The sequence below is a fragment of the Pseudomonas sp. DG56-2 genome, from assembly GCF_004803755.1.
Classification (GTDB): Bacteria; Pseudomonadota; Gammaproteobacteria; order Pseudomonadales; family Pseudomonadaceae; genus Aquipseudomonas; species Aquipseudomonas auratipiscis.
Genome location: NZ_CP032311.1, coordinates 1,323,097 through 1,337,209, shown reverse-complemented (window position 1 = coordinate 1,337,209; position 14,113 = coordinate 1,323,097). Strand labels below are relative to the sequence as shown.

Sequence of the window (14,113 nt, the reverse complement as noted above, 5' to 3'; positions counted from 1 at the left end):
GACGACTCTCCTTACAAAGGCCCCAGCCCGAGGGTTATCAGGGTCAGTACACACACGAACAACGCACAATCGAACAGCGCTTCGTGCCATACCCAGCGCCCCAGAGGGGTTAGGCGCAACAACAAGCGCACCACACCGGTGAGTACCAGTGCCAGCACCACATAAATCAGAAACGGGCTGAGCAGAACACCGCCCAGTGCCCACTCACGCAAGCCCATGAATTTCCTCCTGCCGACGACACCATTTACTCCAGCTGCGTTGCAACTGCAGCACTGCGCCGACTGCCAGGCGCAAGGGATCGCTGGCGGGCTGAGTCTGCAAGGCATCAATAAACGCAGCGCTCGCCGCATCCAGGCGTTTGCCTCGGCCCGGTGCCGGGCCGCGAGCCAGTACGTTCTCCAGTTGTTGCATGTACTCGCGCTCAGCGGTTACCAAAGGCAGCTGTGCCACCGCTAGACAATGGCGCAGATGCAACAGTTCGTCGCCGATATCCAGGCCATGCACCCCATCATCCCAGCGAGCGCGCTCATACTCGGGCAAGGCCGAGTAATGCCGCGCCAGTTGCAACAAACGATCGGCCATGCGGCCACCGAACCAGGTATCGGCACCGCGCAGTTCGCGGCGGGTCAACCGCACCAGATCGCTCTGGGTTGCAGCACGCAGACGACGACCGTGCCAGGCCGGATTGCGCAACACCAACAACTTGAACGCCAGCACCGCTGCACCGACGCCGATCAGCATGGCCTGGGCGCTGTTAAGGAAGGTTGCCACTTCAAAGCTCATGGCATTGAGTGGTGCCACCAATACAATGAAGTGCAGGCAGTAAGAGGTCGCCGTGGCACCGATGCGTGGATTGGCCATACCCAAGGCACCAAAGAACAGGGGCACACCCATGGCCATGCACAACATGGCAAAACCGCTCCACTGCGGCAGAAGAATCTGCCCGGCAACAAATGCCACAGGTATCGCCAGCACAATCCCGCGCATAAAGCTCATGCCGATCTGCGCACCGTTTTCACGACTGGCGAACAGGCTGCACACCACACAGGTCAGTACCATGCCTCCGGGAGCGGCCGTCCAGCCGGTAGCCAGCCAGAAACTGGCCATGGCTAAAAATGCCAGGGCACTGCGTGACCCGAACAGAAGCGCCAGGGGCAAGTCACGATGCGAGGCGAGACTATCGGGTAGGTCCGGCGGCGCTTTACCCTCCTCCACGGCCCGTAACGCGAGTGTTGCGGCCATGGCGTTATCCAACAGCAAGGTCAGCCGCGCCAGGCAATAATGTTCTGCCGGGCTGATGCGTTCATCGTGCGCGGCATCCCAGATTCGTTGACGCAACAGCAGCAAGCCAGCCTGGTCCGGGGTGGCCAGGGCATCGTGCACTTGATCAAGCCAGGGCTGCAAAGACTGCGCCTGTGGCTCGTCCAGTTGCTGCCACTGACGGCGCACCGAACGGGCGATGCGCAAAAGAATAAGCAGTTTCTGACTCAGACCGCGGATAGCCCTGGCCCGCTGGCGGCCAAGCGGCCCTTCGAACCAGGCATGCTCGCGCTGGGAATCGACCGCGACGATGCGCCCAAGAATGTCCAGCAAGCCTTTACGTGCCTGGGCTTCACCGGTCAAGGTTGCACTCGCCGCTTGCAGTCCGCTACTCCAGGCCTGTCGCGCCTGTCCGCCTAGCTGCTGCTCGACCCGCATAGGCCAGAGCAAGGCGCTGGTCACCGTGGCGCAGACAATCCCCAGACAGATTTCGGTACATCGGGCCACCGCCTGATCGAATACCGCCAACGGATGATTGATCGCCGGCAAGGCGATAATCGCGACGGTGTATCCCGCCAGCACAAATGAGTAAGCCCAGGCACTGCGCAACATGGTCGAGCAGGCGGTACACAAGGCCAGCCAGAGTGCCAAGGCGAAAAGAAACAACCAGGGGGTCTGGGCAAACAGGCCAATGAATAGCACCGACATCACAGTGCCAACCAAGGTCCCGATCAGACGCGCCAAGCCTTTCTGCAAGACCATGCCAGACAATGGCTGGGCGACAATAAATGCGGTCATCAGCGCCCAGGCAGGTTGCTCCAGTCCCCAACGCAAGGCAAGCCAGAGGGCCAAGCCACCCCCCAGGAGTGTCTTGATGGCAAATTGGACGGCGGGCTTATTCGGCGCAAACAGCGCCTGCAAAGTGATGGGCACGGGGCGAACCTTGGCTGACTGTTTTGTAAAGATAGACAGGATGGGATAAGTAGCTCAGACACAGATTATTAGCTAGCTAACTAATAAAAGTCCAGTGTCAGCTGAAAGGTTTCTTGCGGACAAAAAAATGGGCGACCGAAGTCGCCCTAAATGCCTTGCGTGCTCATTTTCCAGAAGAATCAGCGCTGCTTGCGCTTGTTCGAATCCTTCCAGATGAAAATTCCGAATCCGACGAAGAACATCAGCATGAGGCCGACGGTAATTACTCCAGCGATAACCACATTATCGAAGAACATCTCGGCCTCCATTTGCCTGCCCCGTTGATGTGCCTAAGGTAGCCAATGGATCGCGAAAGGAAATTGACCGAGGTCAATGGCGCCCAGAGACGGGCGCGCGAGGCGGGCGCAGGCTTGACCTGCATCAAGTTTTCAACGTTTCTTGGGTTTGCCCTTGGGCTTTTTCTTGGCCTTGGCCAACGGCATGGCCTGCTCGAATGCCTGGCGCACTTCGTTCAGGCGCTTGTCATTGAGGTCGTGAACACGTCGGGCGCGCTCGGCGCCAAGGTCTATCAGATTGTCATCTTGGCTCATGGTCAGACTCAGAAAGCGAACTGCGATCCAGCAATAATGAAGGCTGTTGTCTGATCTGACCAGTCGCAGTCTGAACGTCAGACTTCAATATCCACCAACAGCCCCTGGCGTGAGGGCGTATCCATCAGCGGTGCGACGGGAACAGTATTGTCGGCATTGGTTTCTTCACCTGGCAGCGCCAGGTAATGATCTTCGTCCTGGGTTGATTGGCGTCGGCCTTGATGGCGACGCTGTTCTTCACGCAACAACAACGCCGACTTTTCCGGGTCACGGTGCTTCAGATCGATCGCCCCTTCGCTGGAAGCAGGTTGCGTAGGCACCACCGGCTTGATGTCAGGCGTCGGCTTGACCGGGTCCAGTTGCGAGGTAACGGGGGCAGCGCTAAGCGGAATAATGGGCGGCAGCATGGGCAAGGTCTCCTGTCGCCAATGTGTCGGCTGGCCTGCAGCGGCCTTGAGCCGGGATTATTGTATTTAGGCGTCACATCACAGATGCCACCGACAAAGTATAGCGACGGCAGTTTTTGTCGCTGAAATTGCTAGACTCTTTGGTCTGTACAGTCCTATCCGTTAAGATAGTCGGCTTTTCAAGGCGGGAGTCAGGCAGTATGGCGCAGCAGTATCAACCGGGGCAACGCTGGATCAGCGACAGCGAAGCCGAGCTAGGTTTAGGGACCGTTCTGGCACAGGACGGCCGCTTGTTGACCGTGCTCTACCCGGCAACTGGCGACACTCGCCAGTACTCCTTGCGCAATGCGCCCCTGACTCGGGTGCGCTTCTCGCCCGGTGACCAGATCACCCATTTCGAAGGTTGGAAGCTGACCGTACGCGAAGTCGATGATGTCGACGGTCTGCTGGTCTATCACGGTCTCGATGGACAGAACCAGGCCTGCACCCTGCCAGAAACCCAACTGTCGAACTTCATTCAGTTCCGACTGGCCAGCGACCGACTGTTCGCCGGCCAGATCGATCCGTTGTCGTGGTTCTCGCTGCGCTACAACACCCTGGAACATACCAGCCGCCAGTTGCAGTCTTCACTGTGGGGTCTGGGGGGCACACGTGCCCAACCCATCGCCCACCAGTTGCACATTGCTCGCGAAGTTGCCGACCGGATTGCCCCGCGGGTACTGCTGGCCGATGAAGTGGGCCTGGGCAAGACCATCGAAGCGGGCCTGGTGATTCATCGCCAGCTGCTCTCCGGTCGTGCCAGCCGTGTATTGATCCTGGTTCCGGAGAACCTGCAGCACCAGTGGCTGGTGGAAATGCGCCGGCGCTTCAACCTGCAGGTGGCCTTGTTCGACGCCGAACGCTTTATCGAAAGTGATGCCAGCAACCCGTTCGAGGACGCCCAGTTGGCGCTCGTTGCCCTGGAGTGGCTCACCGAAGACGAAAAAGCCCAGGACGCGTTGTTCGCCGCTGGCTGGGACCTGTTGGTAGTCGACGAGGCGCACCACCTGGTCTGGCACGAAGACCAGGTCAGTCCTGAATATGCCCTGGTCGAGCAGTTGGCCGAAGTCATTCCCGGTGTTCTGCTGTTGACTGCAACCCCCGAGCAACTGGGACAGGACAGCCATTTTGCCCGTCTGCGCCTGCTCGATCCAAACCGTTTCCATGACCTGGTGGCCTTCCGCGCCGAGAGCGAAAACTACCGCCCGGTGGCCGAAGCAGTACAGGAGTTGCTGGACGAAGGTCGGTTGTCGGCCAAGGCTCACGCCACCATCGAAGGTTTCCTCGGTGCCGAAGGCGAAGCACTGCTGGCGGCGGTCAGCGATGGCGATACCCAGGCCAGCGCCCGACTGATTCGCGAACTGCTCGACCGTCACGGCACAGGTCGCGTGCTGTTCCGTAACACCCGCGCCGCCGTTCAGGGCTTCCCAGAACGCAATCTGCATCCCTATGCATTGTCGAACCCCGACCAATACATGGAACTGCCGCTGGGCGAGCATGCCGAGTTGTACCCCGAGGTGGCGTTCCAATCCCAGGCCGATACCGACGAAGAAGAACGCTGGTGGCGCTTCGATCCACGGGTCGACTGGCTGATCGACACCCTGAAAATGCTCAAGCGGGTCAAGGTCCTGGTGATCTGCGCCCACGCCGAAACCGCCATGGACCTGGAAGACGCCCTGCGCGTTCGATCCGGTATTCCGGCCACGGTTTTCCATGAAGGCATGAGCATTCTGGAACGCGACCGCGCCGCCGCCTACTTTGCTGATGAAGAGTTCGGTGCCCAGGTGCTGATCTGTTCGGAAATCGGCAGTGAGGGTCGCAACTTCCAGTTCGCCCATCACCTGGTGCTGTTCGATCTGCCAGCCCATCCTGACCTGCTCGAGCAGCGTATTGGCCGTCTCGACCGTATCGGTCAGAAGCACACCATCGAGCTGCATGTTCCATATTTGCAGGACAGCCCGCAGGAGCGTCTGTTCCAGTGGTATAACCAAGCCCTGAATGCCTTCCTGGCCACCTGCCCGACTGGCAACGCCTTGCAGCACCAGTTCGGCCCTCGCCTGCTGCCGCTGCTTGAAAGCGGTGATGACGACGAGTGGCAAGCGCTGGTCGACGAAGCCTGTGCCGAGCGCCAGCGCCTGGAAGCCGAATTGCACAGCGGTCGCGACCGCCTGCTCGAACTCAACTCCGGGGGCGCCGGCGAAGGCCAGGCACTGGTCGAAGCGATCCTTGAGCAGGACGATCAATTTACCCTGCCGATCTATATGGAGACCCTGTTCGACGCTTTCGGCATCGACAGCGAAGACCATTCGGAAAACGCCTTGATCCTCAAGCCGAGCGAAAAAATGCTCGACGCCAGCTTCCCACTGGGCGACGACGAAGGTGTCACTATCACCTACGACCGCAACCAGGCCCTGTCTCGCGAAGACATGCAGTTCATCACCTGGGAGCACCCTATGGTGCAGGGTGGCATGGACTTGGTGCTGTCTGGCTCGATGGGCAACACCGCGGTGGCGTTGATCAAGAACAAGGCGCTCAAGCCAGGCACTGTTTTGCTCGAGCTGCTGTATGTCAGTGAAGTGGTTGCGCCACGTGCGCTGCAGCTCGGCCGTTACCTGCCACCTGCTGCACTACGCTGCCTGCTCGACACCAACGGCAACGACTTGGCCTCCCGTGTTTCGTTCGAGACCCTCAACGATCAGCTCGAGAGCGTGCCAAAAGCCAGCGCCAACAAGTTCATCCAGGCCCAACGCGATGTGCTGACGCCGCGGATCAACAGTGGTGAAGCCAAGATCATGCCGCGTCATGCCGAGCGGGTTGCTGAGGCCCAGCGCCGTCTGGCTGCGGAAACCGATGAAGAGCTGGCGCGTCTGACTGCTCTGCAAGCCGTCAACCCAAGCGTGCGCGACAGCGAAATCGAAACACTGCGCAAGCAGCGTGAACAAGGCCTGGCGATGCTTGAAAAAGCGGCCTTGCGCTTGGAGGCGATTCGGGTATTGGTCGCAGGCTGATTCCGTTGCTTTAATCGCGGGGCAACCCGTTCCCACTGGTAACTCATTGGGAGCGGCTTGCCCCGCGATGCTTTAGACCCCTTCGCTATTAATCCAATGCCCAAATCGTAGAAATCAAAGTGCCATTAATCAGGATGGGTTAATGCTCTCTTTCTATACTCCCCCAGAACAGTCTCCAGACAGGCTTTTGGGGGACGAGTGAACACTCGACAAAGAGGCAAGCTATGGAGTGGCTGGGACTACAGATGCTCGCCGATCTTCCGGCAACCGGACAGATCATTCTGGAGTGCAACTACAATCCTTACCTTTTGGTTCTGGCTTTTCTGGTCGCGGGTGCGGGCTGCTTTGCCACATTAAGCATGGCTGAGCGCCTCAACCATGTTGAGCAGCCTGCCGCCCAACGGCAATGGCGCCTTCTAGGCGCTTGTTGCCTGGCCGGAAGTGTCTGGGCCTTGCACTTCATCAACATGCTGGCGCTACAGGCGCCGGTTGAAGTCCAATTCGACTTTGCCCTCACCGGTTTGTCCTTGATTATCATGTTGTTTGCCGCATGGCTGGCAATGAACACCCTGGGCTATCGCGACTTACGCCCTCGCCATTTCCTCCAGGCTGCCATCTGTATTGGCCTGGGCATCGCCGCCATGCACTACATTGGCATGGCGGCCATGCACTCCAACGCCCAGCAGTTTTATCGGCCGGATATGTTCGCCGCATCGATTGCAATTGCAATCGTCACCAGCCTGCTGGCATTGCTGCTGGCCCGATACTTCCGCTACGGCAGCGGTACGCTTCATCAGCTACTCAAGTACGGGGCAAGCCTGTTGATGGCCGGCGGCATCTTTGCCACCCATTTCAGCGGTATGTGGGCGATGACCTTGATCATCCCCGCTGACTCGGCCGTGGCGCTGCCCAATGCTGACAACAACTTGCAATTGAGCCTGACCATCGCCTTCATCACTCTGCTGATCAGCGCCAGTAGTATCAGTGCAGCCCTTTCAGACCAGAAACTACAAAGCAAAGAGCACGACCTACGCCGGGTGAATGTGTTGCTCAGCCAACTGGATCAGGCGCGCGTATCCTTGCAGCAAGCCGCTCATTACGATGCCCTGACCAACCTGATCAACCGCCGTGGATTCAATCAAGTGTTTGCCGAACGCCTGGTCGAACAGACCGTCAACGAGGGCATGCTGGCGGTGATGTTTCTCGACATCGACCATTTCAAACGCATCAATGACAGCCTCGGCCACGATGCTGGCGATGAACTACTCAAGGTTATTGCTGGCTATATCAAGGCGGCAACTCGCAGCCAGGATGTGGTAGCCCGGTTCGGTGGCGACGAGTTCTGCATACTGATCGCCCTGAACAGCAGAGAAGAAGCCCGACATCTGGCACAACGCATCATGTTGAAGATGAAAGAGCCGATCGACCTGGCCGGACGGCGTATGGTGATGACCACCAGTATCGGGATCAGCATCTTCCCGGACGACGGCCGCACCAGCGAAGAGCTGCTCAAGAATGCCGATCTGGCGCTTTATCAGTCCAAGGGCTGCGGGCGCAACAGCCTTAATTTTTTCAACAACAGTCTCAAGACCCGCGCGACGCTAGAACTGCAACTGGAGGAAGAGTTGCGCTCAGCGCTGTTCGAGGAGCAGGGCCTGCGTATTCACTACCAGCCTATTTTCGATCTGCATACCGGCCAGGTGGCCAAGCTCGAGGCCTTGGTACGTTGGCAACATCCACAACACGGCTTGCTCTGTCCGGACCGGTTCATTGGTATCGCCGAAGCCAACGGCTTGATCACCGAACTTGACCTCTGGGTATTGCGTCATGCCTGCAAGGACCTGGCACTGTTAAGTCGCCATGGATACAAAGGGCTGAAGGTAACGGTAAATTGCTCGGCCTTGACCCTGGGCCATGAGGAACTGGCTGAAGAGGTCGAAAGCGCCTTGCAGCAAGCCGGACTTCCAGCCTGCCAGCTGGAACTTGAAGTCACCGAGAACGCGCTGATGGGCAATATTCAAAGCACCATCGCCCTGCTCAAGGATATCCGCGCATTGGGTGTTTCGTTGTCAATCGACGACTTCGGCACTGGCTACTCATCGTTGGCCTATCTCAAGCGTCTGCCACTGGACACCCTGAAGATCGATCGCTCGTTCATTCAGGATGTACCGCGCTGCCGACAGGACATGGAAATTGTCCAGGCGATCATCATCATGGCTCACACCCTGCACCTACAAGTCATCACCGAGGGGGTGGAATCCATCGAGCAGTATCAGTTTCTTGCCCAACAGAGCTGCGATTTCGTCCAAGGCTACTTGCTAAGCCGCCCCGTCCCCTTGAGTAAACTGCGTACCATCCTCAATCAGCTCAACCAGCGCAATGAGCAGTCTCTGGTCAGTTTCAATCCTTACGTCGGTACAGATCGATCAGCGTCGCCGGATCTTTTTGCAAATAACCCTGGCTACCGTGCAAGCGCATCAGCTGCGCGGCCAGGCCACTGAGAGGCGTTGCCGAGCCCTGTTCACGGGAGAATTTCACTGCCGTATCCAGATCCTTGAGCAAGGTGCGCACATGCCACTTGACTGGCTCGAAGCTGCTCTGAGCCATCTGGGGGGCCAGAATCTGTAGAGGCTTGGAGTCGGCGAAACCGCCCGCCAGAGCCTCGGCGATCAAACTGGCATCGACGCCAGACTGCTCGGCGAGGGCAACGACTTCGGCGATCACCAACGCGTTACAAGCGACAATCATCTGATTGCAGGCCTTGGTCACTTGCCCTGCGCCCACTGCCCCCATGTGCGTGACTCGCTGCCCCAGAGTCAGCAATACCGGCCGCACCCGCTCAAGGTCCGCAGCATCGCCACCGACCATGATTGCCAGACTGCCAGCCTGCGCCCCAACGGTGCCGCCAGAGACAGGGGCATCAAGCCAACTCATGCCACTCAACGCGGCAAGCTCGGCGGCCATTTCACGCGTTGCTGTCGGTTCCAGGCTGGAAAAATCCACCAGTAATTGTCCGGCCTTAGCGCCCTTGGCAACGCCCTCTGGCCCGAACACCACTTCACGCACCACCGCCGTATCGGCCAGGCACAACAGCACCAGATCTGCCGACCGACATAGCTCTGCCGGCGTGGCCACTACTCGGGCACCGGCCTCGGCCAATGCCGCGCATTTGTCCGCCGAACGATTCCAGACCGTTAGCGGGTAACCCGCAGCCAACAAGCGCCGACACATCGGCAACCCCATCAGACCGATTCCGGCAAACCCCAATGAAGGACGTGCAGTGCTCATGAACATCTCCAGACAAATTAAAGAAGTTGAACGTTTGGACGATTCAGTCTGCAGGCAAGGGAAAAAACAACCCCTGGATCTGTAGGGTATTCCCCTATCGCCCACGCTGAATGCGCACTGATAAAGTCGCGAAACTCGTCCAGTGATGGCTTTATGACATCCACTAGAACAGCCACCCACCTTCAGGCAAATGGCGCAAAATGACCTCCAAGACTACTTCTGCCAACGCGGTTTCCGAGCTGACCTCACCGCTTCCCGCGCTCAGCGCTACCGGGTCCAAGGAATTCTATAACCCGCGTGCGCTTAACCCGCAGCAGTACCTTTATTTCACCGAGCCCGACATTCAGCGCATTCTCGACAACCTGGACGGATTGCGCGATCTGGTGTTTCCACCGAGCATTCATGTCGAGGACGAAAGCCAGCTGCGCCTGGATCAGCAATTCCCATCGGTATGCCTGATTGGCCTGGGCAGGTGCGGCTCGAACATCGCTCTTGATGTCGCCGAACTTGTATACAACGCCCGCACCTTTTATCTCAATGAATTCAACAACGAAGACCGCGTGGGTAACGAGCCCAATTACAGCCCGGCACGCTGGATTCGCAACAATCTGCGCCTTGTACAGAACAAAGGCAGCAAGCCGGTGTTCCTTGTCGAACCCCTGGTAATGCTGGGCGATCTGGACAAAGACATCGCCGGACGCATTCGCTTCTCGCGCAAGGGTGAAAAAAGCGGCTTCATTCGCGACTACAGCAAGATGAAAATCATGGACCTTTCGGAAGTCCATGCCGGGGGCGCTGGTAATGCTCCGATCCTGGGCCAGTACCTGGCCAAGATCATCCTCAATAAGGAAACCCACCGTTTTTCCAGCGCCGACTGGAAGCTGATCCATTCCTATCTGATCGATTCCTGCGGGATCAAGGCCAACCAGTCACGGTTGTACTTCTACATCTTCAGTGCTGGCGGCGGAACCGGTTCGGGCATGGCGTCGGAGTTCGGACTGGCGCAGCAGTACTCCTACATGAATAAGACATTCGACACCAAGCCCGCCGACGAAAACGACGGCAAAAGTGGGCATTCGTTTGTCTTCGAGCCCATCTTCACCAGCGGTATCTGCGTCCTGCCGAATATTTCGGACCACCGCAGTGAGATGTCAGAAGCCCTGCATATCAACGCCGGACGTCTTCTTTGCAAATATCTGTCCGAAGAATGGGATTTTTCCTATAACTTCGACAACGAAGACAGCAGCGAAGCCAGCGTGATGGGGCGTATCCGCCCCTGGAACGCAATGATGCTGATCTCCAATGACATCATGCGTTACGCCGAAGAGAATGATGACGGCAACATCCAGAACATTGATGTCAATGCCATGGAAAAGCATGCCAACCAATACATTTCCCAGCAGATCTTCAATATTCTGACCGCCCAGGCGGTAACCACCGACTACGACCAGAACTACTTCCGTCGCGCCGGCATCGACATCGGTGAAACCATCCGCCTGGATGCCAACGACCTGTTCATGAGCCTGGCCGGTCCCGTGGCCATCGCCTATGCAGAGTCCGTGGTCCCGGAACAGCCCTCCCCGAGCTCGGATAAATTCAAGGTATTCGAGAAAGAACAGGCACGGCTGAACATCGATGACTTGTTCTTCCGCTCCATCGACCTGCCGCACTTCAACAAAGTGACCCAGGCCATCGAGGGCATCAGCCTGCTGCCAATCGAGTCCAAGCGCTATCGTGCAGCGCTGGAGCAATACAAGGCTTCTGGCTATGACGCCGCGGCGCTGCATGACCTGCACTTCTTCAAGAATTGCTCTTCGGTCGTGTCGATCGTTTCGCTGCCCAAGGACTACAAGCTCTCGTACATGGACCTGAACCGGCTCAAGACCCACCTCAACAGCTTGTTCCCCAACACCACATTGAAGCGCTATGCCCTGGTGATCGGCGCATCGGCGAACCTCTCGCTGACCACCCTGATAGCCAAGAGCCCATGCTTGTCGGATGATTTCCTGACCTTGATCGTGGCCTTCATCAAGCGTTGCTTTGCGCGTAACCCATACCGCTTCGACGACACCCTGGATAACGCCATCCTCGAGTTCATCACCAGCGAAACGTTCGATGAGGGAAGGATTGACGACTTGCTCAACGAATTCGAGAATCCGGCGAAAATCCTCGATACCAACTGGTACGCAATCAAGCCGATGTACGAGAAAAAGTACCGCGAGCTGATCAACGACAAGAGCAAGTTTGTCTCGATCAATGACATTCGCCTGTCACGGGAATGCGTGAAGAAAGCGGTTAAATACCTGCGCGAAATCTTCCGTCATCGCATCGGCAAGACGCGGGTCATCTCGCTTAACAGCCATACTGGAAAAGTGGATCACTGATTCAGCGTTCTGTTTTGCTGCGCGGGCATGCCCGCTCCTACCGGACACACATTTGTCGGCGGTAGTGAGCGGGCTTGCCTGGCGATGGTCGCAAAGTGCTTCCAGCGGGTTGTTACCGTTAACGTTAAGCACACTCAACTGTTACCAACAGCCACCCTGCCTGAACGCCCCTGCGCACCAAAATCTCCCCACTGCTCGTTTTCACGCACCAATCTGGAGCGTGCTCAGGTTAATTTCTTCTCTTGAATCACGATGAACGGCGATACCACCACTGCCCATATCTCTGGATCGCGGCTCTGAAGGTCTAGCGCCTGCTCGGTAGACACCGGGCCTACAGTGCCAGCATTGCGCCATGTAGCGAAGGTTTCGCTGCGGTTTTCGGCCATTGCCTGTGCAACTTCGATCAGGTCCAGGCTGGGCGCGACCCAAATCAGGTCACCCTTGGCCCAGAAACGCTCCAGGGCTTTCCACTCGATTACTGCGGTCTCGCCAAGCAGTTTGGCATAGAGGGTGCTTGGTTGATCAGTCATGGGTTCCTGCCAGAAATAATTCGACTACGGTAAGAGGTCGGTATTTTTGCAGAAAAACCCGGTTTCAAATAAGTAATTGATCGAAAAGGACTTGAAAGCAAAGGATGGCCGCGCCAATTCGAGCATGACCAGGCCGCTTTCTTGTAAGTTTCTGTCAATTAAGCGACACGCGCCGAATTTGCCCCAGCTGGGCTGCTTTTCAAGCGACAAAGCAGCGCTCTACACTGTACCGGTACAGTTGCCAGGGTAAATTCGGAGCCATCCGGTCCTAAGCTCTGGCCGCAGGACTATAAAAATTACAACAGAATGAGTGGAGCACTATGAGTAAGGCTACTAAGCAGATTTCCAAGCTGTTTGCCGCAATGGTACTGGCCGGGGTTGCCAGTCATTCGTTTGCAGCCGATACCATCAAGATCGGCATCGCCGGCCCGAAAACCGGCCCGGTTACTCAGTACGGCGACATGCAGTTCGTGGGTGCTAAACAAGCCATCAAGGACATCAACGCCAAGGGCGGCATCGACGGCAAGATGCTTGAAGCCAAGGAATACGATGACGCTTGCGATCCGAAACAAGCCGTAGCGGTCGCCAACAAAGTGGTCAACGATGGCGTCAAGTTCGTGGTCGGCCACCTGTGCTCCAGCTCCACCCAGCCTGCTTCCGATATCTATGAAGACGAAGGCGTGATCATGATCACCCCAGCGGCCACCAGCCCGGAAATCACCTCTCGTGGTTACAAGCTGATCTTCCGCACCATCGGCCTGGACAGCGCCCAGGGCCCTGCTGCCGGTAACTACATTGCCGACCACGTCAAACCAAAAGTGGTTGCCGTGCTGCACGACAAACAGCAATACGGTGAAGGCATTGCCACCGCGGTTAAACAGACCCTGGAAGGCAAAGGCACCAAGGTAGCCGTCTTCGAAGGCCTGAACGCGGGTGACAAAGACTTCTCCTCGATCATCCAGAAGCTCAAGCAAGCCAACGTCGACTTCGTCTACTACGGCGGCTACCACCCAGAGCTGGGCCTGATTCTGCGCCAAGCTCAGGAAAAAGGCCTGAAAGCCAAGTTCATGGGCCCAGAAGGTGTTGGCAACGACTCCATCTCGCAAATCGCCCAGGGCGCTTCCGAAGGCCTGCTGGTTACCCTGCCGAAGTCCTTCGACGCTGCGCCTGAGAACAAGGCCATCGTTGACGCGATCAAAGCCGACGGCAAAGATCCAAGCGGCCCATTCGTGTTCCCGGCCTACTCCGCCGTCCAACTGATTGCCGATGGCATCAAGGCCGCCGGTACCAGCGACGACGCCGAGAAAGTGGCTGCAGAGATCCACAAAGGCACCTTCAAGACCCCGACTGGCGACCTGTCGTACGACGACAAGGGTGACCTGAAAGACTTCAAATTCGTGGTCTACGAATGGCATTTCGGCAAACCTAAAACCGAAGTTTCCCCTCAGTAATCCCGTCTGACTACATGACTACAAGCCCACTGTGCGAGCAGTGGGCTTTGTTTTACGAGGTTCATGGGCCTGATTCCCGCGATCCGGGAGCAGGTTCACCTGAAAATCTTAAAACCGTCACCAGCGGTTCTCTGGCAGTGCCCGTGTCGAAGTGGCTCAAGTCCACAAGACCGCGCCGGGATTTCCCACCAGTGAAATGCGTATCGGGTTTTTAGGAGCGCTG

11 protein-coding genes are annotated in these 14,113 nt (G+C 57.5%); 4 read left to right on the top strand and 7 right to left on the bottom strand.

The features are described 5' to 3' along the window. Window positions 1–11 precede the first annotated feature (11 nt). From D3Z90_RS06260 to D3Z90_RS06250, 5 genes are all read right to left on the bottom strand, one after another. Window positions 12–218, bottom strand: coding sequence for a DUF1656 domain-containing protein (locus D3Z90_RS06260; RefSeq protein WP_136474923.1), 207 nt, complete (start codon window positions 216–218; stop codon window positions 12–14). Then, window positions 205–2,193 carry an FUSC family protein gene (locus D3Z90_RS06255; RefSeq protein ID WP_136474922.1) on the bottom strand — a complete coding sequence of 663 codons (1,989 nt, stop codon included), beginning with the start codon at window positions 2,191–2,193 and terminating at the stop codon, window positions 205–207. The genes D3Z90_RS06260 and D3Z90_RS06255 overlap by 14 nt, the downstream gene beginning before the upstream one ends. Before the next feature lie 179 nt (window positions 2,194–2,372). After that, on the bottom strand, window positions 2,373–2,489 hold the full coding sequence (gene ccoM / locus D3Z90_RS27225) for a cytochrome c oxidase subunit CcoM (protein WP_305956107.1): 117 nt from the start codon (window positions 2,487–2,489) through the stop codon (window positions 2,373–2,375). 132 nt (window positions 2,490–2,621) lie between these two features. Beyond that, entirely contained in the window at window positions 2,622–2,783 is a 162-nt protein-coding gene (locus D3Z90_RS26755; protein ID WP_168198438.1) for a hypothetical protein, read from the bottom strand. A gap of 77 nt (window positions 2,784–2,860) precedes the next feature. Continuing rightward, the gene (locus tag D3Z90_RS06250) at window positions 2,861–3,190 is read right to left on the bottom strand and encodes an aspartate-semialdehyde dehydrogenase (protein WP_136474921.1); all 330 of its coding nucleotides are present in this window, start codon (window positions 3,188–3,190) and stop codon (window positions 2,861–2,863) included. A 200-nt stretch (window positions 3,191–3,390) separates the two neighbouring features. On the opposite strand from D3Z90_RS06250, the gene rapA reads away from it, so the two are divergent. Further along, the gene (rapA, locus tag D3Z90_RS06245; protein WP_136474920.1) at window positions 3,391–6,237 is read left to right on the top strand and encodes an RNA polymerase-associated protein RapA; all 2,847 of its coding nucleotides are present in this window, start codon (window positions 3,391–3,393) and stop codon (window positions 6,235–6,237) included. A gap of 224 nt (window positions 6,238–6,461) precedes the next feature. After that, window positions 6,462–8,738 carry a bifunctional diguanylate cyclase/phosphodiesterase gene (locus tag D3Z90_RS06240; RefSeq protein WP_136474919.1) on the top strand — a complete coding sequence of 759 codons (2,277 nt, stop codon included), beginning with the start codon at window positions 6,462–6,464 and terminating at the stop codon, window positions 8,736–8,738. On the opposite strand, the gene D3Z90_RS06235 is transcribed toward D3Z90_RS06240, so the two are convergent. Then, window positions 8,638–9,525, bottom strand: coding sequence for an NAD(P)-dependent oxidoreductase (locus D3Z90_RS06235; protein WP_136474918.1), 888 nt, complete (start codon window positions 9,523–9,525; stop codon window positions 8,638–8,640). The two genes, D3Z90_RS06240 and D3Z90_RS06235, sit on opposite strands and share 101 nt — an antisense overlap. A gap of 200 nt (window positions 9,526–9,725) precedes the next feature. Between D3Z90_RS06235 and D3Z90_RS06230 the strand changes: the two genes are divergently transcribed. Continuing rightward, on the top strand, window positions 9,726–11,909 hold the full coding sequence (locus D3Z90_RS06230; RefSeq protein ID WP_136474917.1) for a hypothetical protein: 2,184 nt from the start codon (window positions 9,726–9,728) through the stop codon (window positions 11,907–11,909). 224 nt (window positions 11,910–12,133) lie between these two features. Here the strand turns inward: D3Z90_RS06230 and D3Z90_RS06225 are convergent, their stop codons facing one another. Continuing rightward, window positions 12,134–12,439, bottom strand: a complete 306-nt coding sequence (locus D3Z90_RS06225; protein WP_136474916.1) for a DUF2288 domain-containing protein — start codon at window positions 12,437–12,439, stop codon at window positions 12,134–12,136. A gap of 320 nt (window positions 12,440–12,759) precedes the next feature. On the opposite strand from D3Z90_RS06225, the gene D3Z90_RS06220 reads away from it, so the two are divergent. After that, window positions 12,760–13,890: a branched-chain amino acid ABC transporter substrate-binding protein gene (locus D3Z90_RS06220; protein ID WP_136474915.1), complete on the top strand. Its 1,131-nt coding sequence runs from the start codon at window positions 12,760–12,762 to the stop codon at window positions 13,888–13,890. The last annotated feature ends 223 nt before the right edge of the window (window positions 13,891–14,113 follow it).

What these genes read in the sequence shown, in the direction of transcription:
- D3Z90_RS06240 (WP_136474919.1), top strand. Translation starts at nt 6,462, where the DNA reads ATGGAGTGGCTGGGACTACAGATGCTCGCCGATCTTCCGGCAACCGGA.
- D3Z90_RS26755 (WP_168198438.1), bottom strand. Translation starts at nt 2,783, where the DNA reads ATGAGCCAAGATGACAATCTGATAGACCTTGGCGCCGAGCGCGCCCGA.
- D3Z90_RS06235 (WP_136474918.1), bottom strand. Translation starts at nt 9,525, where the DNA reads ATGAGCACTGCACGTCCTTCATTGGGGTTTGCCGGAATCGGTCTGATG.
- D3Z90_RS06225 (WP_136474916.1), bottom strand. Translation starts at nt 12,439, where the DNA reads ATGACTGATCAACCAAGCACCCTCTATGCCAAACTGCTTGGCGAGACC.
- D3Z90_RS06250 (WP_136474921.1), bottom strand. Translation starts at nt 3,190, where the DNA reads ATGCTGCCGCCCATTATTCCGCTTAGCGCTGCCCCCGTTACCTCGCAA.
- D3Z90_RS06220 (WP_136474915.1), top strand. Translation starts at nt 12,760, where the DNA reads ATGAGTAAGGCTACTAAGCAGATTTCCAAGCTGTTTGCCGCAATGGTA.
- D3Z90_RS06260 (WP_136474923.1), bottom strand. Translation starts at nt 218, where the DNA reads ATGGGCTTGCGTGAGTGGGCACTGGGCGGTGTTCTGCTCAGCCCGTTT.
- rapA (WP_136474920.1), top strand. Translation starts at nt 3,391, where the DNA reads ATGGCGCAGCAGTATCAACCGGGGCAACGCTGGATCAGCGACAGCGAA.
- D3Z90_RS06230 (WP_136474917.1), top strand. Translation starts at nt 9,726, where the DNA reads ATGACCTCCAAGACTACTTCTGCCAACGCGGTTTCCGAGCTGACCTCA.
- ccoM (WP_305956107.1), bottom strand. Translation starts at nt 2,489, where the DNA reads ATGTTCTTCGATAATGTGGTTATCGCTGGAGTAATTACCGTCGGCCTC.